Source organism: Actinacidiphila sp. bgisy167, from assembly GCF_057707665.1.
Genome location: NZ_JBYIQP010000062.1, coordinates 14,680 through 37,063 on the forward strand (window position 1 = coordinate 14,680; position 22,384 = coordinate 37,063).

Here is a 22,384-nt window from a genome sequence, read left to right on the forward strand (position 1 = left end):
TGACGTCGCCCGCACGGTCCACGACCGGGCCCGTACCTCCCTGGCCCCTCTCCTTGCACCTCACGACACCGCAAACGCCCTCCGTGTGACCGTGACCGTCACTCAGATCACCAAAGCACCAGCTGACACAAGACCCCGTGATGACGACGTCAAAGGCTCCCGCCTCGAGATGCCGCCTACTCCCTTTCCGCGATGACGTACATCCGGCAACGGCCGGTACCGTCCGGCAGGTCCACCATCGAGCTGCTTGCGTTCTTTGGCCGGCTCGGCGCGTTCGGCGGTCTTTCCGACGTCGTGGTGCGTGGCGCCGTGCCCGTTCTCGGAGCCAGGCGGTCGTCCAGGGCCGTCCCGTGTGGGTTTCGGTGCGGCCGCGGAGCCGACCGGTCGGCGAATTCCTGGAGTCGGCCGGCCGATGACCTGGGGGGCGTCGTCCGCCCGGCCCAGCCGGACCGCGTCCAGGAGAGCGACCCCGACGCTTCACGTCCCGGCACATCGACGGGCAAACGCATGGGCAGCGGCCGCTCTCCTGTACTTCGTGAGTCGACCTCTCGAAGCGTGGAGAACGGCCGTTCCCGCTGCCCCGGGGAAAGTCCGCAGGACGGGTGACCCGCGAGGGTGAGCGTCGAGCTCAGGCAGCTGAGGGCTTGCCAAGCCGGTCCGTCGGCAGGTGACGGGTGGACGGGAAACCGGCGAGCGCGATGCCGGCGGTGGCGAGGACGGCGGCTTTGAGGCTGCCGAGCTGCGCGTCGGCGTACTCGGCCACGAGAGCGTCGATCTCAGGCTTGGCCAGACCGGTGCGCTCTGCCGCGGCTCGCACCTGGTCGGTGCCGACGAAGCTGACGCCCGTCTCGATGGTGATGCCGACCTGCTGACGTGCCGCGCTGGAGATCTCCGGGTTGCCTTCGATCCGCGCAGTGAACACGTGCACGAGTGACCCGATGAGAAGCGAGCCGATGAGGGCGGTTCCCAGGGAGGAACCCAGGTTCTGAGCGGTGTACTGCAGACCGCCGACCTCGCTGCGCTCCGACTCGCCGACGCTGGATTGGACGACGTTGCCGAGCTGGGAGGCGAGCAGGCCCATACCCGTGCCGAGCAAGGCCATCGCCCATGCGAACGAAAGGTCTTTGAGGGATGGGGTGATGGTGGCCAGCAGCCAGAGAATCGCCGCGATGAGAACCAGCAGAGCAGTACGGACCACCGTGCGGGGCGAGGCGATCCTGCCGAGCAGGGGGCCGCTCATGGAGACCACGAGCATGCTGATCGACACGGGTAGCAGCCGCAGCCCGGTCTCGAAGGCGCTGAGTCCCTGGACGATCTGAAGGTACAGAGGGATGACGAAAAACAGGCCCAGCAGGACGAGGTTCTGACTGAGCAACGCGGCAAGACCGGCCCGCAGAGCGGGCACGCCGAACAACGAGAAGCGCACGAGGGGCTCATGCTCATGTGCCTCCCGCTGTCGCTCCCACCACCGGAACAACCACAGCACGACGGCGCCGGCAGCGATGACGAAGACGGTGAGGGAGAAGCCGAAGACGGTCACGGGGGAGTTGCGGGGCCGCAACCAACCCCAGTTGCTGCTTTGCAGGACGCCCAGCACCACCAAGGCCAGGCCGACGGTGGACAGCACGGCCCCGACCTTGTCGAGATGCGGTCTGGAGCCGCGGTGGGGTTGTTCCTCGATCCAGCGCATTCCCCAGAGGATGGCCGCCACCAGCACGACCTCGGCCGCGAAGACCAGACGCCAGGTCAGGTAGGTGGTGACCCAGCCGCCGACCAAAGGCCCGACTGCGATACCGGCTCCGGCCAGGCCGCCCACGACCCCGTAGGCGACGGCCCGGTCCCGGCCCTGGTATGTTCCGGCCACGAGGGCGGCAAGTGCCGGAAGGACGAGCGCCGCGCCGAGTCCCTCGATCACGGACCAGCCGACGGTGAGCACCCACAGGACCGGGGCCACAGCCGTGAGGGCGGAGCCCGTGGCATACACGATCAGGCCGACGCCGAACACCCTGCGGCGTCCGAGCATGTCCCCGAGTTTCCCGCCCGTGATCATGAGGGCTGCCATGACCAGGGTGTAGAGGGTGATGACGGCCTGGATCGAGGTGACGTCGGTGTCGAAGTCCTCCACCAACTGGCTGATCGAGACGTTCATGACGGAGGTGTCGAGAACCATCAGGAACTGCGCGGTACCGAGGATGATCAGAGCCCGCCATCGCCTCACCGCTTACACCTCCAGAGCCTCCGGTGTGCGTCACGGCTTGTCCGCGCGACCCCTCCGGTCACCATGAAGCAGACATATACCTGATTCGGTGCAGCGGAAAACGGATGTCCCGCCGGACCGCCCCCGAGCCGCCGGAATCTGCTTCCGTCCAACCCGAGTCGCTCAGCGCAGGATCTTCTCCTTGGCACGCCGGAATTCCTCGTCCGTGAGGTCGCCCTGGGCCCTGATCTCGGAGAGCCTCGCGAGTTCGTCCATCGTGCTCGGCTTGGCGGCGCCGGCGGTCTCGCGGATGTAGCTGTCGAAGGCCTGCTGCTTGGCCTTCGCCTGCTCCGCCTCACGAAGACCCATGCCCTTGCCGCGGGCGATGAGATACGCGAAGACGCCGAGGAAGGGCAGAACAAGCACGAAAATGGACCACCCCGCCTTGGCCCACCCGTTCAAGGAGTCGTCACGGAAGATGTCCATCCAGATCCGGACGAGAAGGAAGATCCATACGACCCACAGGAAGACCCACAGCATGGTCCAGAAAGCGCCGAGCAGTGGATAGTCGTAGGCCAGGTTCACATGACCAGTCATGTCGCTTCTCCTCTTGCATGCCGGAGCTCATCACGGTCAGCACCCGGCACCCCACGACAACGCGGGGGCGTCCGAGGTCGGATGAGCAGGCGCCGAGGGGCGAGGCCCCGAGCATCGCACCCGAGGCCTCCACGGCGCCGTCCCTCTGCCGGCTGCCGCCGGTGTCAGATCTCCGTCTCGCTCACGAGGTCGGCGAAGCCGAGTGCGCGCAGCACGCTGCCTGCCGCGTCCACCACTCGCGCACTGCCGACGATCGGCGCGATGGCCACACACACGGCCTTGGCATCCTCGACGGTCAGTCCGGCCTCCTTCGCCACGCTGAGATTCGCCACGTACGAAGCCGGGGCCGCATCCATCGCTACGAGCGCAGCGAGCCGGACAAGGTGGTACGTACGTTCGTCGAGGCCAGAGTTCGGCAGCGTCTCGATGTTCATGCGCGCGATCTGCTCGAAGACTGGCCACTCACCATGCGCCATCGCACCCAGGGTGCGCTCGGGGGCTTCTGCTGTCATGATCGGCGACCTTCTCGTTCGGTGCGTCATTGGACACACATGTGGGGTCATCCGCAGCACTTTGGGCCCATGCATCACAGATGTCCCATCTAGTACCTTCTGAGTGATTCCTCCCTGTTGTGGTCGTAAACCCCAGGGGGTGAACCGCCGGTGGGCCCTCGTGCACGACCGCCGGCGGTCCTCGCACAGCACAGGATGCCGATGCGTGGTGGGATCGGGGTGGTCTCGGGCGGCTCCCCGGCGGCCGTCGGGGAACTTCGCCCCCCCAGTCCGAGCAGATCGGGCGCCTGGCCCTGGCGCTCGGCCTCGCGTTGCTGCTCGGCCTGGTGCCGGGCGCGGCGTGGGCGGCGTCCTTGCGGGGGGTGCCGCCCGCGTCGGTGAGGGTCTGCATCCGGTCGCGGCCGAAGCGCCGGAAGACGGCTCCGGCCGGGCCGCTCCGAGGGCAGTGGAGCCGGGAGCGGCATCGGCGAACGTTACCCCGCGCAGCCGCCGGCTCAGGTGGGAATCAGCTCCGTGGTCGTCACCGATACCGCGCGCCGTCTGTCACCAGCGGCAGGCGGAGCGGAGTCGATGCCACCGCCTCCGCGTCCCGTGGCAGGAGCCCGGCTCAGTGGCCGTCACAGGGCTCCGGCATCCCGTGCCGTCCAGACGCTCGGGTAGATCGGCCGGAAGCCGAGTTCCCGGCGGATCCGCTGGTTGGACGTGATCCCGAACCACGGGTCGGGGTCCGCAAGCTCGTGGATCGCGGCGGGCACGTCGACGCCGTTGAGCTGGTACAGCTCGACCGTCGTGACGGGAGCGTCATCGGCGATGTTGTAGATCCGGCCGGCGATACCCGGCGCGTACAGCAGACGCATCAGTCCCTGGGCGACGTCCGCGTGGTGGGCCATCTGCAGGCGCTGGTGCGGTGCCCAACGGGCGGCCCAGGTCAGGACGTTGGCGAGGTGCGGGTCGCCCTCGCCGTAGACGAAGGGGAGCCGCCCGATGCGTACGTCCAGGTCCTCGAGTGCGAGCAGTTCGCGCTCGGCCTCGGCCTTGGACGCGGGGTAGGCGCCCCACATCGCGCCGCCCGGCCGGCTCTCGTCCTCCTCGGTCAGCGGGCGGCCCCGCCCGACGCCGTACACATTGTTCGTGCTGACCTGCACGAACCGCTGCACGCCGGCGGCCTGCGCGGCGCGGCCCAGAGCCACCGCGGCGTCCCGGTTGACGGCCCACGCCTCCTCGTCCGGTACCCCGCGGAAGGAGGCGGCGACGTTCACGACGGCGTCCACGCCGGCGAGCGCCTTGCCGAGGGTCTCCTCGTCGCGCATGTCCCCTACGGCGAGCTGGGCGCCCAGCTCCGCGAAGCGCTCGCCGCGGGCGGCGTACCGCACCAGGACTCGCACCTGCTCGCCCGGCTGTCGCTGGGCCAGCAGCCTCGGCACGAAGCGGCGTCCAACCTGTCCCGTCGTGCCGGTCACCAAGGTCAGCATGATGTGCTCCTCACGCACTGTGTCACCTGTCGTCGACGACCACCCTCGGCGGATGCGGAAGCGACCGGGAGAGACCTTTCGATCAGGGGATCGGGAGTCCCTGGATGAGCCGGACGGCGTCCCGCACCCTGGAGAGGTGAACCGACCCGAACTCGCCGACTTCCTGCGCCGCGCCCGCGCCCGCCTGGACCCCTCCGACGTGGGTCTCACGGCAGGCGCCCGCCGCCGTACGCCGGGGCTGCGCCGCGAGGAGGTCGCCCAGCTGGCCGGCATGTCCGTGGACTACTACACGCGGCTGGAACAGTCCCGGGGCCCGCGCCCGTCCCGCCAGATGCTCACCGCGCTGGCCCGCGCCCTGCGCCTGACGGAGGACGAACGCGACCACCTCTTCCACCTCACCGGTGAAGAGCCGCCGCGCCGGGAGGCGACCAGCACGCACGTGCGCCCGGGCCTGCTCCTGGTGCTGGACCGTCTGCACGACACCCCGGCGATGGTGGTGACCGACTGCGGCGAGGTCCTGGCCCAGAACGCGCTGTCGCGGGCGCTGAGCGGAGACGTCCTCGCCCGTCCGCCCCGAGAACGCAACATGATCCGCCGTTTCTTCCTGGACCCGGCGACCCAGGAGCTGTTCCCGCCCGAGGACCGCCCGGAGCGTGCCCGCGAGCAGGTCGCCGGTCTGCGAGCGGTGGCCTCGGCCCGCCCCACGGACCTTGAACCTGCCTCCCTCGTCGCAGAACTGTGCGCCGCCAGCAAGGAGTTCGCCGACCTCTGGGACGAACACGAGGTCGCCGTACGTCGCGCCGCCACGAAACGCTTCCGGCACCCGGCGATCGGCATCCTCGAACTCGACTGCGAGATCCTCGTCACCTCCGACCACAACCAGCAGCTCGTCATCCACACGGCCCGCCCGGGCACGGAGTCGTACGAGCGCTTGCGGTTGCTGCGGGTGGTGGGCTTGCAGGACCTGACGCCGACGAGTTCCTGACCGTGTGCGCGCCAGCCTGCCCGGCCTTGTTCCGGTAGCGTCGCGCCCGTTGGCCTGGTGCCGTCCGGGTGCCGCTGCCTCCGGGCTGTCCTGCCTTCGGCCAGGTACCCGCCTGCTCTCTGAGAGGGTGCGCGCAAGCCCTTGCACGCGGGACGGCGACGTGGTCCTGGCTCGGGCGCGAGCGGGCCGGTGGGCGGTCGGGCCTGCTCAATCGGTGAGGGGGGTCCAACCGTCGCGCGCGTACCAGTAGCGCGGCAGGCCCCCGATGCCGCTGGTGCGGAACGCATGGCCGTGGTCGTCGATGCGTTCGGTGCCGGTGCGGCCTTGCGAGGACCAGTCGAGTTCCAGGTACCAGCGGCAGTCGCACGCGGCGGTTCGGGCGTCGACCAGCAGTACCTCCGGGTCCTTCGAGGACACCCGGTAGGGCATGCGCATTGCCGGGGTGCTCGCTTCGTGCTCACTTCCCTGGACCGGGTGGGCGATCGGCCGGCGCATGTCCAGGTCCACGGCGAACGAGCGGGGGGTGATGTCGCTGCCACAGCCCTGGCCTGTGGAATAGACGGTGCCCTTCACCGGGTCGGCCCGTCCCACGACGCGGACCCGCAGCGCTTCCAGGACGACGGCCGCCTCGGTGCGCCCCTGCACGGAAATGCCCACGAGTGTGTGGCCGCCGTGCACCGCGCCTTGTGTACGTGCCCATGGGGCGGCGTCTTGTGGGGCCGGGGGTGGCGGCACCTGCCCGGGCGCCTTGTCGATGACGTAGTCGTGCTGGCAACCGAGTTCCCAGAGCTGGGAGTCGGCGGTCCAGGTGAGGGGCGGGGCGGCGGGCACGGCCGTGGCGGAGGGGTTCGTGGACGGGCCCGGCGAAGGGTCACCCGCAGCAGCGGGCGCCTCCGGCGAGGGCGCACCGGTCGATCGGCGCCGCGTGGCGGAGGCGGGTACGGACGGTGTCGTGGAGGTCTGCCGTGCGCCCGCGGTCTTCGCGGTGGCCGTGCCGGACGCCTGGTTGTCACCGGTGGTCCAGGGGAGCCCGGACGGCAGGGCGGACAGGCTGACCAGGGCGGCGATCAGTGCGGTCACGGCGGCTGCGGTGACCGCCATGCGGCGCCAGGGCCAGGGCTGTCGCGCGGCGGGGCGTGACGCTGCCACGGGCGCCGGGTCGGCGGCTGCCGCAGGCAGCGGGCCGGCGGCTGCCGCGGGAGCAGGTTCGGCCGCCCCACCGGCCGAGAGGGCCTCGCCGCCGGCCTGGCGGGCTCCGGCGTCTTCCGGCAAGGACGTGGCCGCAGTCCGGGACCGTTGCCGTGCCGCCACCGCCAGGACCCACCGCCGGTGCAGCTCGATCCGTTCGGCCGTACTGGCCTGGCACATCGCGGCGAACCGTTCCACAGGTGCGAAGCCGAGCGGTACGGCGTCCCCCGCGCAGTACCGGTGAAGCGTCGAGGCGTTCATGTCGAGGCGGCGGGCGAGTGCCGCGTAACTGCGGCCCGTGCGGGCCTTCAGCTGCCGCAGCAGCGCCGCGAATTCCTCCACCTCGTCCTGGGCCGGCACCGCTTCCCCTCCCCGCCACGCGCCCCAGGACGGCATCCCAGGCACTCCCTGTAAGGAGAGGTCAACAGGCCTGGGACGGTTCCACCGTTGCGGATGGTGCGCCGTCCGTTGTGCCCGGACGGTGCTGCCGCCGACGCTCGTGGTGTCGCCGGAGCCGCCCCGCACCACGAGGGTCGAGGAGGCCGCCCGCACTGCGACGCACATCCGAACCCATCGAATCGGGGGAGCTCACCGATGAACAGCAACACGACCGCCCGCAAGCACGTCCGCCGCACCGCTTTGATCGCCGGGCTGGTCGCCGCCGTGGCCCTCCCGCTGGGGCTCACCGCGTCGGCACGGGCGTCCGTCCCTGCCCCCGGCAAGGCAGCCGCCGTCGCGCCGCGGTCGGTCAGCGGCACGCCCGGCCAAGCGATGACCCGGGTCGCCGACTTCTACGGCGCGTACATCGACGCGAAGGGCGACTACGAGGACCCGGACGCCGCCCTGGCCACGGTGCTTCGCACGCACTACCTGACGGTCGACTTCGCCCAGCGGCTGACGGCCTGGGAGGAGGAGAACGGGACGGACGGCGTCCTGCGTGCCCAGAACGTGCCGGCGCGCTGGACGGTGACCGACAACGGCGCTGTCGGCAACGGCCACGAGGTCATCGTCACACTGACCTTCGGCAGCGAGGGGACGACGCAGAGGACCAGGCTCTTCGTGCTGCTGGAGCGATACGACCGCATCGCCGACATCAGCACCGCGAGCAGCCGCTGACGGCACGGCATCGATGAGCCGCGGGCATGTGCCCTCACCGGTCGCCACCGCAGGACCTCTGCGCCGATCGACGAGGCGGTGCCCCGCACCAGCTGATCGACACCCGGGTCTGGGCCTGCTTCCGCGGCTCGGACGGTCGAGGTCGCCCGCCACCGGTCCGGGGCCCCGCCCCATGGGGCCCCGAACCGGCCGGTGCGCCGAGGCGGCCGGACCGAGGCATCGGCTCAGCGCCGGGGGCGGGCGCGAACAGAGCCGGGCGACCGGTGGGATCAGCGGGCCGCCCAGGCCTCCACCGCGGTCGTCACCGGCGCCCCCGTCAGCGCCGACTCGTCGACGGCCAAGGCGAGCAGATGGTCCTGGCAGCCCTCGGCCAGCGGATACGGTTCCGGGCCGGCGTCCCGGACCCATGCGCCCGTACGGCACAGCAGGTCCACCACGGCGAGGTCGTCCTCGGACAGGCTCGCGCCCAGATAGTCGTTGCGCCACACAACCCGTCCGTCGAACGAGATGTGGTGCATCTCCGCCCCTTCGAGGTTGAGGTCGGTGCCGGTGCGGCGACGCACCAGCGGGGACTCCACCGGTGTGCGCGGATCGGCCATCCGCACCACCGTGTCGTCCACGATCTCGCCGAGCGAGCCGCGCACCACGATCCGGCGGGCGCGCAGCGGATTCCACCACTGGTTGTCCGTGAAGTCGTACAGGCCCGTGCGGGCCCCGCCGAAGTCCAGGAGAGCGAGAGTGGTGACGGCGTCCTTGGGCGTGAGGTCGTCCGACCAACCGCCGGGGGACAGCGGGTCGGCGAGCGGGGCGGTGAAGGCGCGGGCCGTCACCGTCACGGGCCCGCAACCGACATCCAGCGTGTGCCGGATCAGCGACATCGCGTGATACATGTGGGTCGAGGACACCTGGACGGACGTGACCTCGCCGATCACCCCTTCTTGTACGAGGGCGATCCGAGCGGCGTGGCCGGGCATCCGTGTGTACTGCTCCGCGACCTGGACGAGTCCTCCGCCCCCGGCGCGCGTCGCGCCTCCCACGGCATCCCACAGGTTGCGAAGCCCGTTCACGTCGGGCGCCGGCGGTGTCTCCGCGAGGACGGGCACCTCGTGCCCGACGAGTTCCCGCACGACCTGGGGCGTCACCTCCCACGGCACCGACGGGATCACGAACTCCGGCTTCCTGTCGCACAGTTCACCGACCGTCCGGAAGGCGGGAACCCCCCACTCCGTCTCCACCCGGGCGGCTCGTTCGGCTGAGCGCGTCACCACGCCGGCCACCGCCAGCCGTTCGGGCAGTGCCCTCGCCAGCCGGGCGAAGAACTCGGCCCGCCAGCCAGTGCCCACGATGCCGAACCGTATGGGTGTCGCGCTCACGTGTCCGCTCCTTCCGCGTCCGGGGCGCGAGTCTAACCCGGCGACCTGTACCACGTGCCGACGCGACGGCGCACCCGCCCGGGGCGGCAGCCTGCCGCCGACCGCGCTGTCTCGCGTCGTTCCCGGCACACGACGACCGCGCGGGCCGGGCGGCCCTTGTGCGGCAGCGGGCGGCGCACCTCGGGCCCCCGTGCCGTGGCGGCGGGGGCCGTCCTTCAAGAGGCGTCCAAGATCGTCAACGGGTGCTCAGAAGAAACTGATCCCGCCGGGGCCACCGACACCGCCGGGGCCGCCCGGTCCGAAGACGCTACCGCCACCGCCGCCGGCCTTTCCGCCGTCGCCGCCGTCGCCGAAGACGCTGTTCCCGCCGAAGCCTCCGTTGCCGCCGCCACCGCCGGCGCCGAAGACGCTGTCCCCGCCGGAGCCCGCGCTGCCGCCGTTGCCGGCGTTGCCGAAGACGCTGCCGCCGCCGGACCCGCCGTTGCCGCCCCTGCCCCCGTTGCCGAAGACGCTTTCGCCGCCACCGCCACCGCCACCGCCGCCACCGCCGGGACCGAACACACTGCCGCCACCGGCCCCGCCGGACCCGCCGGACCCCGCGTTGCCGAAGACGCTGCCGCCGCCGGAACCGCCGGAGCCGCCGGACCCGCCGGGGCCGAAGACGCTGCTGCCGCCCGCGCCGCCCTCGCCGCCCTTTCCACCGTCGCTCACCACACCTGCCGCGGCGGTGGTGCTCCTGCTCATGTCCACCGTCGCCGCCGAGGCCGGCAGAGCGATGGCCCCGGAGATCACGCCAGCCGACGCGAACAGCACCACCGCTCGCAGTCCACGGCGCGCCGGACGGACCTGACCTGAACCCTGAGTTTTGTGAAACATGACGTAACTCCTTGGAGGGGGGAGGGAAAGGGAATGCCGGAGGAACATCCGGGCCGGCGACGGGAACGCCTGAGCGGGAAGTTCCTTCGGGCTGGGCCTGCCGGTATGTCCAGTCCCGCGAGGCCCGCATCTCCAGTAGGCCTGGCCGCAGCGCCCGGGTCACGTTCCGACAACACGGGACTTGACGTGAGCCGATGGAGAGGCCAAAATTCCGGGCCCGAAGACCCCGGTCGCCACGTCACCGCCGGCCGGTTCGCCGTCTCGACACTCGCAGACCTCGCGGGGAACGACGGCGGTGGTCACCGCGCACCGGCGCGGCTCCGCCCCTGTACGTGCGCCGCGCCTCCGCCCGACCACGGGCCGCGCGGCGGCCGCGACCCGCGCCGGAAGATCACGCCGGTCCGGCCTTGACGCAGAACGCCTGCGGGCCCCGGGGATCGTGTGACCGGGGAGCCGCGCGGCGGCCGCGCGCTGCCGCCCGATCCAGGATTTGCTTGACGTATCAAGTAATGCTTTGATGGCGTACGAGGGGTTCGCCCCTCGGTGGGGTCGCTCCGCCACCTGGCCGGGGAGGCCGGACGCGACATCGCGAGTCGGACTCGTCATGCCCGGCCCGGGCCCGGCAGAACCGCGTCGCGCTCTCCCGGATCGCCGTTCGCCTGCGTCACGGTCAGCCTTGCCCGCAAGCGGTGCTCGCGGGCCGACGCGCTCCGCGGAGCGCGTCGGCGGGGGCTCCTCCTCGCGCCGTCCCGCCGTCCCGCCGTCACTCGTTCTCGATCAGGAATCCATCGTGTACATAGCCGCTGTCATCCTCAGCGTTCTGCTCGCCCTCGTCTTCCTCGCCGCCGGCGCTCCCAAGGTGCAGCTCAAGGGCGCTGTCCCGGACGGCCTGATCCAAAAGGGGCTCAGCTCCGGTCTGGTCCGCTTCGTGGGACTCGCCGAGGTAGCCGCAGCTGTCGGGCTGGGCGTCGGCATCTGGTGGCAGCCGCTGGGGATCGCCGCCGCGGCCGGAACGGTCGTGGTGCTCATCGGTGCGATCAGCTTCCATGCCAAGAAGGGCGAGTACAGCGACAGCGCCACCCGCGGCGCAGCGATCACCCCCATCGTGCTGCTGCCTGTGGCCGTGGCCGCGGCTGTGACTCTGGCCGCGTCGTTGTGACGTCCTCCCGGGCCTCAGGGCCCGGGAGTCGACGTCGACCGCCGTGTCGATGTCCCGGCATGCGGCGGCTCGGGCCTCCTGGGCGCCCCATCATGGCGTGGCGGTCGCGGCGTGCGCGCTGGTATCAGGCCGCGCTGCCGGAGCAGCCGGTCCATGGCGGGCCGTGGCGTCGAGCAGCCCCGCCGCTCGCGATGCACGAGTTCGTCAGGCGTCGGCCAGGAGGGGGTCGTAGGGGGTGCTTGCGCGGCGGCCCGACATGAAGGAGAGGAAGTCGCCCACGAAGGCGCTCCGGCCGTAGGCGCCGTCGGTGGTGGTCAGGTCGCGGTGGAAGGCGGTGCGGAAGAGTGCGCGGTACTCGTCGGCGTCGATGGCTCCGCTGCCGTCCTTGTCGGTGACGTCGAAGAGGACCTCCGCGACACGGATGAGCGCCGGTCCGGCGAGGGAGGGGACGGCGGCGGCGTACTCGCCGACGCTGACGCGGCCGTCGCCGTCGGTGTCGAGGGCGGCCTGGAGTTCGCGCCACCAGGCGGCGAAGGCGTCGTAGAGCCGGGTCTCCTCGGGTTCGTCCAGGTCGAGGCGGGTGGCCAGTTCGCGGGCCATGGCGGCAAGGTCGGGCCAGTCGAGGTGGCCGTCGCCGGTCTGGTCCAGCACCTGGCGGAAGAACTGCTCCGCCGACCGCCGGCTCTGCCCTGTGTCCGGCGAAGGCGCCGGGTCCGGTGCGGGGCCGGCGTCGCCGCCCAGTGGTGTCAGGAGGCGCAGCAGGGCCGATGCCCGCTTCATGCGGGCACGCACAGCGGCCACGGTCCGGGCGCGGGGGTCGTCGCTGCCGGGTGACAGGGACAGGACTTCGATGATGCCTTCGGCGCTGATCAGGCCCTCGGGCAGGAAGCGGCCGAGTCCGGCGGCGAGGTAGGCGCCCTGCATCAGGGCCTGGGCGCCGGGCATCTCGGGCAGGCCGGCCCGGCGCCGGTACGACTCGGGGAGCGAGGCGACGGTGATCGTGCCGAGAAGCGGTCCGGCGACGGCCCGGCCGGCCGCCCACAGTGTCGGCATGCCCTTGAGCAGTGCCGGAGCGGGCAGGTGGTCGAAGAGCCGGTAGAGGATGACGCGGGCCGCCTCGGTGTTCTCCAGCTCGTTCTCGACGACGGTGTCGAAGTACCGCCAGAAGTCGTGCAGTTCCTCGGGAAGTTCCCCGGCGTCGCCGTCGAGCGCGGCGAGGTACGCGCGGTACTCCGCGTACATCCCCTCCATCGTGTCCTGGTCGAGCGGCTGGCCGCTCAGCCGGCACATGGTGACCGCGCTCTCGAAGAGGGTGGCGACCACCCAGGCGCGGGCCTGGCGGTCCATCGCGTCGTAGGCGCGCCCGCGGGAGTCGGCGCCGCTCATGCGGGAGTGCAGCCGGTTGAGCCGGGCGGCCTCCCGTTCGCGCACCGCCGGATCGGCGTCGAACATGCGCCGCATGCTGAGGAAGGTGTTGCGCAGCCGGCGCCAGGGGTGGGTGGTGAAGGTGGAGTTGTCGAGGAGGGCGGCGCCGATCTGCGGGTGAGCGGCCTCCAGCACGGTGGCGCGGATCATGGCGAGCGCCCAGCGCGGGTCGTCGAAGAAGGCGCTGAACCGCGACTGCGGGCCGAGCAGGGGCTGTTCGTCGGCCGTTCCCGTGGGTCCGGTCGTCATGGCGGATCTCCGATCGTGCGGGGCGGTACGCCGCCGAAGCGGCGGTCGCGGTGCTGGTAGGCGTGCAGGCAGGCGAGGAAGTCGGGGGCCCGGAAGTCCGGCCAGAGCACCTCGGGGAAGACCCACTCGGCGTAGGCGACCTGCCAGAGCATGAAGTTGGAGATGCGTTGCTCGCCGGAGGTGCGGATGACCAGATCCACGTCGGGAGTGTCGGGGAACGGCAGGTGGTCCGCGAAGAGCCTCTCGGTCACCTCGTCGGCGGGCGTTCGGCTGCGGATCAGCGACCTCGCGGCCTCGACGATGTCCCGGCGCCCGCCGTGGTCGAAGGCGACGGTCAGCGTCATCCTGCGGTTGTCGGCGGTCAGAGCCGACACGTCGTCGAGATCCCGGGCCAGTCCACGGGGGATGCGCGGGTCGGCGGCCCCGAGGAAGCGGCAGCGGATGCCGCGGGCGAGCAGCAGCGGCGCGTGCTTGCGCACGACCCGGCGGACCAGGCGCATCAGGTAGTCGACCTCGGAGCCGGGGCGGTTCCAGTTCTCGGTGGAGAAGGCGTACAGGCTCAGCCACTCGACGCCGGCGGCCCGGGCCGCCTCGATGACGTCGATGACGGTGGTCTCCGCGGCCCGGTGGCCTGCCGTGCGGGGAAGAGAACGCCGTTGCGCCCAGCGGCCGTTGCCGTCCATCACGCAGGCCACGTGCCGCGGTACCGCACGTGCCGGCCGGCCGGCCTGCCGCTGTCCGTCGCCGTGCTGTCGCCTGCCCGGCCGGTCCTCGGCCGCCGCGCGTGCGCGCGGAACGCCGTGGTCCGTCGCACCCGGCCCCGTCTCGCCCAAAGCGCCAAGGTCGGTCCTACCGCGCTCGGTCACGCCCACCCCGTATCGCCCGTCCCCAACGCCCCGACCGGAGCGTCCCTTTCAGGAGTATGGCGACACGTAAGGGACCTCAACCGGCCGAACGGTGATCATCACCCATAGCTCACATGCCCGATTCTTCGTTTTCGGTATCGGGAAGCCGTCCATGCGGGGACTCCGCGCCGTGCTCGCACGCGACCGGCAGCGACCGGACATCCCCCGGCCAGGCGGCATACCGCCGAAGACCAGCGGGACGCTGGCGGCGGCGTCGACCAGACCGCCACCCGGGCCTTCGGCCCGAAGTGACACGCCGCACGTACGGGCGCTTGCGGCCGCCTCCCCGAGCCGGGGCGCCCTCGCAGCCGGCACGCCGGCGGCTTTGCCCATCCAATGATCTTGCTTGCGGAATTCTTTGCCCTCATACGGCAGGATGGAGAATCTAAATCCAGCGGCGAGAAAACGGATGCGCCGGTGCTGCCGCGTCCGCCAAGCCGCTATCTGCGGGGGCCTGGCGACCATTCAGCCGCTCTCGCGCGATCCAAGGTGGTTCTTCGATGAGCGTGACTCCCGCCATGGCCGATCGGTCGGAAGCTGATTCGCTGTACGACCTGGTCGTCGACGGGGCGCCGACGGCGTTCCGGGCCGAACTGGGACGGTGAGGAGATCGTCGGCGGCGCCATCATGTTCCTCGGAGTCGAGACGGCCCACTGCTACGCCGACTTCACGGCCCCGCAAGCACGAGGACGCGGGGGCCAGACCGCACTGCTCGCGGCGCGCGCCCAGGCAGCCAAGGCGGCCGGCTGCCGCTGGCTGGTGTCCGAGACCGGCGCCGAGGCCCCGGGGGAACACAACACCTCGCTTGCACAACATGCTCCGGATGGGCTTCGAGGTGGTCTACGAGCGCCGCAACTGGGTCCTGCCCTCCGGCATCTGAACGCCCGGCACACGGGCTGTGGGCGTTCCGCGGCCGACGCGGGGCACCCGCGACGGGGGCGGGCGTCCGGCCGGTCTCCCGCCCCATGGTCTGAGACCGGCAGGGCCGTCCCGCCGCACCGAGCACACTCCGTACCAGGGAGGACATCGCCGTGGCCCGCTCCACGAGCAGCGCCGCCCCCACGGTCCGACCGTGCGCCGCGGAGCGGGCCGTCTTCGGGCAGTTCACGACCGGCGTCACCGTCGTCACCGCCGGCGGGCGCCACGGAGCCCCGTACGCACCGCGGACCCCCGGGTTCCGGCATGGACGGACCGCGGCCGACGCCGACCGCGCCGTCGCGTCAGGGACGTATGGCTTGCAGGAAGAGCTCGCCGTAGCGCTGCCAGCGCGCCGGCTCCTGCTCCGAGATCCGCATGAGCTGGAGGACCGGGCCGCACAGCATGGTCCGCAGGTCGCGGACGTCGGCGTCGGAACGGATCTTCCCCGACTCCTTCGCCGCTTCCATGGCCGTGGACAGACGCTCCAGCAGGGTGGCCGCGGCGGGCGACTGCGGGTCGGCCAGGACGTCGGCGAGCAGCCGGTCGCCGGCCAGGGCGTGCATGAGGGCGAGGACCTGTCCTTTGAACTCGGCGTACGCGTCCGCGGTGGGGACGCGCGCGCCCTGGGACTGCTCGTACACGGCGAACCGGTGCCGGACCACGGCCTCCACCAGGTCGTCCCTGGTGGGGTAGCTGCGGTACACCGTGGCCTTGCCGACCCCGGCGCGCTCCGCCACCTGCGGCACCGTGGCCTGGAGCCCCCGTTCACCGAAGATCTCCAGGGCAGCCGCGAAGACCCGCTCGTGGTTGCGTCGCGCGTCGGTGCGACGGAAGTGCACAGCCTCCGGCTCGACGGTCTCCAGGTTCCGGGCAGCAGTCATCCCCCAATTGTGCACGTCCCCCCGCAAGGAGCTGCGCCGCGGCGCCCTCGCGGAATGCCGCCTTTGAGGACCGGCGCCGGGGCAGCGGACGCGCCCGGCCCCGGAACCCGGTCCGCCGCCCGGCCGTCGCCTCACGGATGCGGAACAGACGAAACGAACTCTCGACGTGGGGTGCGGGAACGACACCGGTCCCGTTGCCGGCTCCCGTCCGGCCGCACCGCCTCAGTCCCGGGGACCGTCTTCCTCAGCCGCGTCACGCCACCGGCGTCCCTCGGCACATGCCGGAAGCGCCCTCGGCGCGTCACCACGCTCGTCGTCGCGTCCGTCGGCGCCGCGGCAGCACTCTGCGCGCACGACGTCCGACCCGAACACGGGCTTCGAAAGTCGCACCAAGGCCACTCGACGCACGGGTCGTGCATCGTGGCCATCACGCAAAGGACAGACACCGCATGACCGCAGCATCGAACGAGACCGATTTCCCCCTCGACCGAGCCGTCCAGGACGCGCAGCGCGTGATGGCGCAGCGGAGGTCCGGGTGCCCGGTGGGTCACGTGCACGCGGGATCCGCGCACGGCGACGGCTGGCTGGTGACCCGTTACGACGAGGTGATGAGCCTGCTGACGGATCCCCGGGTGAAACGAGACCAGCGCAACGTCCCCGAGCTCGACACGCGCGACGGTCACGACAGCCTCCTCTACCTCGACCCGCCGGACCACACCCGCATCCGCCGCCTGGTCAACAAGACGTTCACCCCGCGCTCCGTGGAACCCCTTCGCCCCAAGATCGAACAACTCGCCGACGAGCTGCTCGACAGCATGGCGGCACAGGGCGAGGTCGACCTCGTCTCCGCCTTCGCCCTTCCCATCCCGCTGCTGGTCATCTCCGAGCTGCTCGGCGTACCCGAGGAGGACCGGGAGGCATTCGCCACCTTTGCGGACGCGTTCAACGGGACCCAGCACGACCCCGAAGTGGCGCGGGAGGCCCACGCCTACCTGGAGAAACTGGTGGCAGGCAAGCGGGCCGAACCGGCCGACGACCTGCTCTCCGCGCTGGCTCTGGCGGCCGCGGAGGACGGCGGCACGCTGTCCGAGACGGAACTGCTCCACAACGCCACGCTCCTGCTGGTGGCGGGCTACGACACCACGGTCTATCTGATCGCCAACACGGTCCTGGCGCTTCTGCAAGCGCCGCAGCAACTGGCTCAGGTCCGCGCGAACCCCGCTCTGCTGCCCGCGGCCATCGAAGAGGTCCTCCGCTACGACAGCCCCGTCAACATCAGCAGCCCGCGATGGGCGGCCGAGCCGATCACGCTCAGCGGCGTCACCGTGCCGGCGGGTGAGCCGCTGCTCATCTCGATCATGTCCGCCAATCGCGACGCCGACCATTTCGACGACCCGGACCGCTTCGACATCCACCGGGACCACAGCGTGCGGCACCTGGGTTTCGGCCACGGCATCCACTACTGCCCCGGTGCCCCACTCGCGCGCATGGAGACACTCGTCGCCGTGGGCAAGTTGATCGAACGCTTCCCCGAACTGCGGTTGGCGGTGTCGCCCGACACGCTCACCATGCGCGACAGCCTGCTCATGCACGGTCCCGCCAGCCTGCCGGTGCGCCTGTCCTGAGACCGTCTCCGCGAGGCCGGGAGCGAGCGCTGTTCCACCCACCGCGTGCGGACCCGCTGCCGGTCGTCCGCTGCCCGCGGGGCGGGGCGTTCGCCGGCGGCTCGGACGCGGCAGGCCGGGGCCGGTGCGGCGGCCACCGGCCGTCCGGCCTCGCTGTCGGCCGGCGCGAGGGCGGGGCTCTGGATGCCTTCCGCCGTCTCCCCTGCCATGTCTGCGGCCGCACCGCCGACGTCGACTGCCGCCGTGTGCGGGTGCCGTTGTCAGTGCTGCTCCATCCATTCCTGTTCGTGGCCGGGTTCGGGCAGGACGTGTCCGGCCTCGACCGCGGAGCGGGCGGGACTGTCCTGGATGACCACCAGGACCCGCTGCTCGGGGATCGCGGTGATGCGGGAGGCGGCCGCGGCCACCTCCAGGGCCAGGCGGGTCGTCTCCTCCTGGGGATGGCCCCGGCGTGCCCAGCCGCCGATGAGCAGGGGGGCGCCGGGCTCGCCCCCGACGTAGACGCTGTCCTGGGGCAGTTCGGAGAAGACCACGTTGACGTAGGCCGGCGGCACGTGGTTGATCTCCGCGTGGATCCGGGTGATCTCCCCGGCCAGTTCGCGCTTGACCGCGGGCGTCAGCGTTCCCTCGGCGGTGGTGCAGGTGTAGATGGGCACGTCGGCTCCAGACGGGCGGAGCGGGGGCCGTGCCCCCTCCCGTCGATGGGGAGGCACGGCGCCCCGGGGTGGGGACGGGGGTGGTTGATGGGGGTGCGTGGGGTGGTCAGTTGCTGTGGTCGGCGAGGGTCTTGAGGTCGGTGACGGTGTAGGCGAGGTCGAAGTGGAAGCCGCGGCCGGTGCGGCGGACGGGCAGGTCGGCGAGTTCCTCGCCGTGGGCGGGCAGGAACGCCAGCTCGCCGGTGCCGGCCCAGGCGTCGGCGACGGCGGCGTTGTCCAGCACCGCCATGACCAGTTCGTGCACGGCCGGCTTGTCGTGCTGCCCGGCGGCCAGCCGGGGGAAGTGACGCAGGTTGACCAGCGGCCGGCCCATCAAAGCGGTCGGGTCGGGCACGGGCTGCTCCAGCGTGACCCGGGCCTCGGCGTGCGCTGCCCGCCGGAGGACGCGGTGGCCCCGAACTGACCGCCCGGCCCCAGCACCGGCGTCCCCGGCCCACCGACGGCGTAGGCGCGGGTCTGGTGGACCGCGCCGAGCTTCTTCGGGAAGCCCTGCACCCATCCGCGGGCCATGGCCGAGTCGTTGTCGACGTAGATGTACGGGCACCAGGACACCGGGGTGCCCTGGTAGTGGGCGTCCAGGGTGATGAAGAACTCCCGGTACTGCGCGCGGGCCGGCTCCAGGTACTCCAGGTTCGTCGAGGAGTACTGCCAGTCGATGAACAGCGCCACCCCGCGCCCGGCCGAGTCCGGGTCCAGGGTCAGCCCCTCGGGCAGCGTCGCCGCGGCGGCCTGCGGGTCGGTGAAGAACTCCACGCCGACCGCGGTGCCGGCGTAGTGCCACGGCGGGGCCGGGGCCAGGTTCGCGATACCACGGGGAGACAGGGGAACGGTGTAGCCCTTCATGACACGAGCTCCTTCAGCAAGAGGACCAGCTCCGAAACGATACGTATCGTTTCGCCGACAGGGACGACAGTAGCAGACCCTGGCGCCAAAGTGAAACGATACGTATCGTTGCGGCATGGGACTGGAATTTTCCGAAGGCACGGCCGCCACCGGCGAGCCGCGTTCTGCTTCAAAGATCCTCGCCTCGGCACGCGGTGTCCTGTCGAGCCACGGGTACCCGGCGCTGACCATCGAGGCCGTCGCGGCGGCCGCAGGCGTCGGCAAGTCCACCATCTACCGCTGGTAGCCGGGCAAGGAGGCGCTCGTCACCGACGCGCTCGCCGAGATCTTCCGCGCCGAACAGATCCCCGACCTCGGCGACACGCGAGCCGAACTGCGCTACGCCGTCGACATGACCATCGCCAACCACGCCGACGAGAACCTGGCCGCCGCACTCCCCGCCCTCGCCGCCGGCCTCCTCCCCCACCCGGCGCTCATGGCCCGCTTCCGGCAGTCCTTCCTCCACCGCAAACGCGAGAACATCACCGCCGCCCTGCACCGCGGCATCGACCGCGGCGACCTGCCCGCCGACCTCGACACCGACCTCGTCCAGGACGTCTGGGCCGGCACCATCCTCTACCGGCGACTCCTGACCGGCATCCCCCTCGACACCGACCTCGCCGAACACCTCGTCCGGTGCATCCAGGCCCAGGCCACGGAGTCGTCGTGTTCCGGCGGGCCTACCAGGGCTTCCTCGCCGCGCCGCTGATGACCGACTGCCGCGAGCGGGCCCAAAACGCCGCTCGGGGCGGCGGTCGAGGCCGCCGCGTTCCCCGGGGCACGCTGAGGGCATTCGCTTTTGCCGCAATCCCCCCTCGCCCCCCGTGGGCGACACCCTCGCCTGCCGCGAGTGAGTGGGTCACCAAGAGCCAGCCCACCCGCCAATCGCCCAGCAGCGAAACCGAGGTAGGAGTCTTGTGGCGCGGCCCACTTTCGAGTCGGGCGCGTCCCCCGGGCCGGCCACCGGCACTGCCGGGTGCTCAGCGGCGGGGCGTACCGCCGACCTGCCGCGACGCCGGCAGATGCCTGGTTCCGCTGAGCGGCGACGTGGCGGATGGGGGCCGCCGCCCGGCGGAAACCGTCGACCGGTGCTGTCACCTCGGCGGTGTTCTCGCAGCTCTCCGGCTTATCACGACCACGGGTGTGCGGGGGACTCACGACCGACCGGCGGTATCAGCGCGCCCGGCGTCGGCGTCGGCGTCGGCGTCGGCCCGAACGTCGTAGAGCACGCGCCGCGTGAGTCAGGCTTCCTTGGCGGCCTGTTCGAGCTCGTTGCGGAGGATCGCCGCGAGCTCTGCCGGGCGTGACAGGAAGGGGGAGTGACTACCAGGCAGGGAGAGCACTGTGTCCCCGGCTCGTTCGGCGAGGTTCTTGAAGAAGGGCGCCATGACTTCGTCTTTCGCGTAGATGGCGGTGACGGGGACACCGGTGCGCCAGACCGCCTGCGTCACAGTCTCGGTAATGGACGCCACGGAGGTCGGGCCGAGTGTCGCGGCTGCGGCGGCGGCATCCTCCTCGGACAGGTCGGCGTAGAAGATCTCCCGGGGAGAGGTCATGTCGTACCAGCCTCCTTCCTGCTCCGGCATCCACTCCGTGGGCTTGCCGCCGATGACGGACAGGAGGGACTCGCCCACGTCGAGGAGCCATCCGCAGATGGAGACCACCCGGCGGAGGTTGGCCGCGCCCGGCAGCCCCTGCGTCACGGGGACCGCACCATACGAGTGGGCAGCCACCACATATGGCCGGCCGATGGCGTCCACTGCGGCGCGAACGACCTCCGCGTCGTCGTAGAGGCCGCCGAGCCGCTCGGGCGGGACAGGGGCGCTGGAGGGCAGCTGTACCGTCCTGACGTCGATGCCGGGCAGCTCGTTGATCAACTTCCCCCACGTCTCCTTGCGGTGCCACGCGCCATGCACGAGGAGAAGCGTGGGGAGATCCGACTTCCGCATGGTCTTCCTTACAGATCGTTGGACGAACGTTCGCCCCACACGTTAGACGAACGTCCGTCCAAACAGCGACCCGGGTGCTCTGGGCGACCCCCTGGGCGCCGGAGGCAGCGGTCGAAGCGGGAGTGCTCTAAACTGGACGGTCGGTCGTCCAAGAGGAGCTGATCATGTCTGCTGAGGCGACAGGGACTCGCGCTCGCCGTACGCGGAGCAATGGGGAGCGGAGCCGACACGCCGCGCTGGCCGCAGCACCCGCAGAAGCGACCGTGCACGGCCTCCAAGGCCTCACCATCGGAATGCTGGCCGCCAAGCTAGGCATGAGCAAGTCGTCACTGCACGCACTCTTCGGATCCAAAGAAGAGCTGGAACTGGCCATCATCGAACAGGCTCGTTTGGTTTACGACAAACAGATCGTCCAGCCCGCTCTCCAGGAATCCGATCCTCTGAAAAAGCTCCTCGCTCTGTGCGAGAACTGGCTCTCCTTCGTCGAACGGGACATCTTCCCGGGCGGCTGCTTCTTCGCCGCCGCGAACGCGGAGTACGACACCCGCCCAGGAGCCGTCCGCGACCAGCTCGTACTCCTCCACGGCCGCTGGACCGAATTGGTCAACGCCGCCGTCGTGGAATCACAGGAAGCCGGCAGGCTGTCCGGCGAGCAGTCACCGCAGGAACTGACCTTCCAGGTCCTCGCCATCCTGCGTCAGGCGAACGACATGTACCTGCTATATCAGGACGCGAGCCACATCGAGATGGGCCGCACCGTCCTGAGACGCCTCCTGGGCATCGACGTGCAGGCCGGGCGATGACGGGATCGTGGAAGTGCACTTCAAGCTCAACGCCTCCACCGGCCATCCCAAAGCCACCGACCGATAGCACTGGCGGCCCAGACGGCTGGTAGCACGAAGCAGAGGGTTTCTCCGAGGGTCCTTCGGCAGTGTCACCGAGAAGTCGTCCGCACTCCTCGGCCGCCAGTCGTGGCGTGCCGTCACACCGGAATGGACGCACGCGACCCGGAAAACCGTTCCCGGCACCTATGCGTATGCGGCGAGGACAGGGCGCTGCCTCAGGGTGTTCGATTTCGCAGAGCGCGGGCGCACCTCGACGGCGCTCCCGAACCCTCACCGCGCTCCCCCGCTATCCTTCGGCCCGGTACGCGGCCCGCACCTCTCCCTCGGCGAAGTCCCGGCGTGGCAGACGCAGACCGAGCGACTTCTCCAAGGCGTGGAAGTACAGCTCGAACCCGTCCGTCAGTTCGGGGTGGTCCAGCTCGGCACGGCGCACGGCCCGGTTGAGGAAGTCCAGCTCGCCGCCCCTCAGATAGAGGGCACGGCCCTCGCTCGTACCAGATCAGCTCCAGCATGC

The 22,384-nt window shown here is 71.1% G+C and carries 20 protein-coding genes and 1 pseudogene; 7 read left to right on the forward strand and 14 right to left on the reverse strand.

Translation table 11 applies throughout. The features are described from left to right. Nucleotides 1-628: 628 nt before the first annotated feature. The 4 genes from AC3ET4_RS21955 to AC3ET4_RS21970 all read right to left on the reverse strand — a co-directional run bounded on the left by AC3ET4_RS21955 (nt 629) and on the right by AC3ET4_RS21970 (nt 4,778). Nucleotides 629-2,218, reverse strand: a complete 1,590-nt coding sequence (locus AC3ET4_RS21955; RefSeq protein ID WP_431951983.1) for an MFS transporter — start codon at nt 2,216-2,218, stop codon at nt 629-631. Nucleotides 2,219-2,380: 162 nt separating this feature from the next. Further along, a complete protein-coding gene (locus AC3ET4_RS21960; RefSeq protein WP_431951985.1) occupies nt 2,381-2,794 on the reverse strand; it encodes an SHOCT domain-containing protein in 414 nt (137 codons plus the stop codon). Between the two features lie 164 nt (nt 2,795-2,958). Further along, a complete protein-coding gene (locus AC3ET4_RS21965) occupies nt 2,959-3,306 on the reverse strand; it encodes a carboxymuconolactone decarboxylase family protein (RefSeq protein WP_431951987.1) in 348 nt (115 codons plus the stop codon). A gap of 617 nt (nt 3,307-3,923) precedes the next feature. Next, on the reverse strand, nt 3,924-4,778 hold the full coding sequence (locus tag AC3ET4_RS21970; RefSeq protein WP_431951989.1) for an NAD-dependent epimerase/dehydratase family protein: 855 nt from the start codon (nt 4,776-4,778) through the stop codon (nt 3,924-3,926). 136 nt (nt 4,779-4,914) lie between these two features. Between AC3ET4_RS21970 and AC3ET4_RS21975 the strand changes: the two genes are divergently transcribed. Then, nucleotides 4,915-5,763, forward strand: coding sequence for a helix-turn-helix transcriptional regulator (locus tag AC3ET4_RS21975; RefSeq protein ID WP_431951991.1), 849 nt, complete (start codon nt 4,915-4,917; stop codon nt 5,761-5,763). A 207-nt stretch (nt 5,764-5,970) separates the two neighbouring features. On the opposite strand, the gene AC3ET4_RS21980 is transcribed toward AC3ET4_RS21975, so the two are convergent. Then, nucleotides 5,971-7,311 (reverse strand): helix-turn-helix domain-containing protein, encoded by a 1,341-nt coding sequence (locus tag AC3ET4_RS21980; protein WP_431951993.1) that lies wholly within the window; start codon nt 7,309-7,311, stop codon nt 5,971-5,973. 234 nt (nt 7,312-7,545) lie between these two features. Here AC3ET4_RS21980 and AC3ET4_RS21985 point away from each other — a divergent pair, with 234 nt between their 5' ends. Beyond that, entirely contained in the window at nt 7,546-8,067 is a 522-nt protein-coding gene (locus AC3ET4_RS21985; protein ID WP_431951995.1) for a hypothetical protein, read from the forward strand. Between the two features lie 269 nt (nt 8,068-8,336). On the opposite strand, the gene AC3ET4_RS21990 is transcribed toward AC3ET4_RS21985, so the two are convergent. Next, complete coding sequence (locus AC3ET4_RS21990; RefSeq protein WP_431951997.1) at nt 8,337-9,440, reverse strand: Gfo/Idh/MocA family protein; 1,104 nt, start codon at nt 9,438-9,440, stop codon at nt 8,337-8,339. A gap of 246 nt (nt 9,441-9,686) precedes the next feature. Beyond that, nucleotides 9,687-10,316 (reverse strand): hypothetical protein, encoded by a 630-nt coding sequence (locus tag AC3ET4_RS21995; protein ID WP_431951999.1) that lies wholly within the window; start codon nt 10,314-10,316, stop codon nt 9,687-9,689. Nucleotides 10,317-11,106: 790 nt separating this feature from the next. Here AC3ET4_RS21995 and AC3ET4_RS22000 point away from each other — a divergent pair. After that, nucleotides 11,107-11,475, forward strand: a complete 369-nt coding sequence (locus tag AC3ET4_RS22000; protein ID WP_431952001.1) for a DoxX family protein — start codon at nt 11,107-11,109, stop codon at nt 11,473-11,475. Between the two features lie 204 nt (nt 11,476-11,679). On the opposite strand, the gene AC3ET4_RS22005 is transcribed toward AC3ET4_RS22000, so the two are convergent. The 3 genes from AC3ET4_RS22005 to AC3ET4_RS22015 all read right to left on the reverse strand — a co-directional run bounded on the left by AC3ET4_RS22005 (nt 11,680) and on the right by AC3ET4_RS22015 (nt 15,853). Continuing rightward, entirely contained in the window at nt 11,680-13,149 is a 1,470-nt protein-coding gene (locus tag AC3ET4_RS22005; protein ID WP_431952003.1) for an oxygenase MpaB family protein, read from the reverse strand. After that, entirely contained in the window at nt 13,146-13,844 is a 699-nt protein-coding gene (gene uppS / locus AC3ET4_RS22010; RefSeq protein WP_431952005.1) for a polyprenyl diphosphate synthase, read from the reverse strand. Before uppS ends, AC3ET4_RS22005 begins: the two co-directional genes overlap by 4 nt. 1,430 nt (nt 13,845-15,274) lie before the next feature. Further along, the gene (locus tag AC3ET4_RS22015) at nt 15,275-15,853 is read right to left on the reverse strand and encodes a TetR/AcrR family transcriptional regulator (protein WP_431952007.1); all 579 of its coding nucleotides are present in this window, start codon (nt 15,851-15,853) and stop codon (nt 15,275-15,277) included. A 449-nt stretch (nt 15,854-16,302) separates the two neighbouring features. On the opposite strand from AC3ET4_RS22015, the gene AC3ET4_RS22020 reads away from it, so the two are divergent. Next, complete coding sequence (locus AC3ET4_RS22020; RefSeq protein WP_431952009.1) at nt 16,303-17,478, forward strand: cytochrome P450 family protein; 1,176 nt, start codon at nt 16,303-16,305, stop codon at nt 17,476-17,478. A 260-nt stretch (nt 17,479-17,738) separates the two neighbouring features. Here the strand turns inward: AC3ET4_RS22020 and AC3ET4_RS22025 are convergent, their stop codons facing one another. Together AC3ET4_RS22025 and AC3ET4_RS22030 are read right to left on the reverse strand one after the other, a co-directional pair. Further along, nucleotides 17,739-18,134 carry a tautomerase family protein gene (locus AC3ET4_RS22025; protein WP_431952011.1) on the reverse strand — a complete coding sequence of 132 codons (396 nt, stop codon included), beginning with the start codon at nt 18,132-18,134 and terminating at the stop codon, nt 17,739-17,741. Nucleotides 18,135-18,240: 106 nt separating this feature from the next. Continuing rightward, a pseudogene (locus AC3ET4_RS22030) lies at nt 18,241-19,154 on the reverse strand (acetoacetate decarboxylase family protein). On the opposite strand from AC3ET4_RS22030, the gene AC3ET4_RS22035 reads away from it, so the two are divergent. Beyond that, nucleotides 19,153-19,323 carry a TetR family transcriptional regulator gene (locus AC3ET4_RS22035; protein ID WP_431952013.1) on the forward strand — a complete coding sequence of 57 codons (171 nt, stop codon included), beginning with the start codon at nt 19,153-19,155 and terminating at the stop codon, nt 19,321-19,323. The pseudogene AC3ET4_RS22030 and the gene AC3ET4_RS22035 overlap by 2 nt on opposite strands. A gap of 57 nt (nt 19,324-19,380) precedes the next feature. After that, a complete protein-coding gene (locus tag AC3ET4_RS22040) occupies nt 19,381-19,785 on the forward strand; it encodes a TetR-like C-terminal domain-containing protein (RefSeq protein ID WP_431952031.1) in 405 nt (134 codons plus the stop codon). A gap of 532 nt (nt 19,786-20,317) precedes the next feature. Here the strand turns inward: AC3ET4_RS22040 and AC3ET4_RS22045 are convergent. Then, entirely contained in the window at nt 20,318-21,025 is a 708-nt protein-coding gene (locus AC3ET4_RS22045; protein WP_431952015.1) for an alpha/beta hydrolase, read from the reverse strand. A gap of 164 nt (nt 21,026-21,189) precedes the next feature. On the opposite strand from AC3ET4_RS22045, the gene AC3ET4_RS22050 reads away from it, so the two are divergent. Continuing rightward, nucleotides 21,190-21,828, forward strand: coding sequence for a TetR/AcrR family transcriptional regulator (locus AC3ET4_RS22050; protein WP_431952017.1), 639 nt, complete (start codon nt 21,190-21,192; stop codon nt 21,826-21,828). A gap of 328 nt (nt 21,829-22,156) precedes the next feature. Here AC3ET4_RS22050 and AC3ET4_RS22055 read toward each other — a convergent pair whose 3' ends face one another. After that, nucleotides 22,157-22,303, reverse strand: a complete 147-nt coding sequence (locus AC3ET4_RS22055; protein ID WP_431952019.1) for a hypothetical protein — start codon at nt 22,301-22,303, stop codon at nt 22,157-22,159. Nucleotides 22,304-22,384 lie beyond the last annotated feature (81 nt).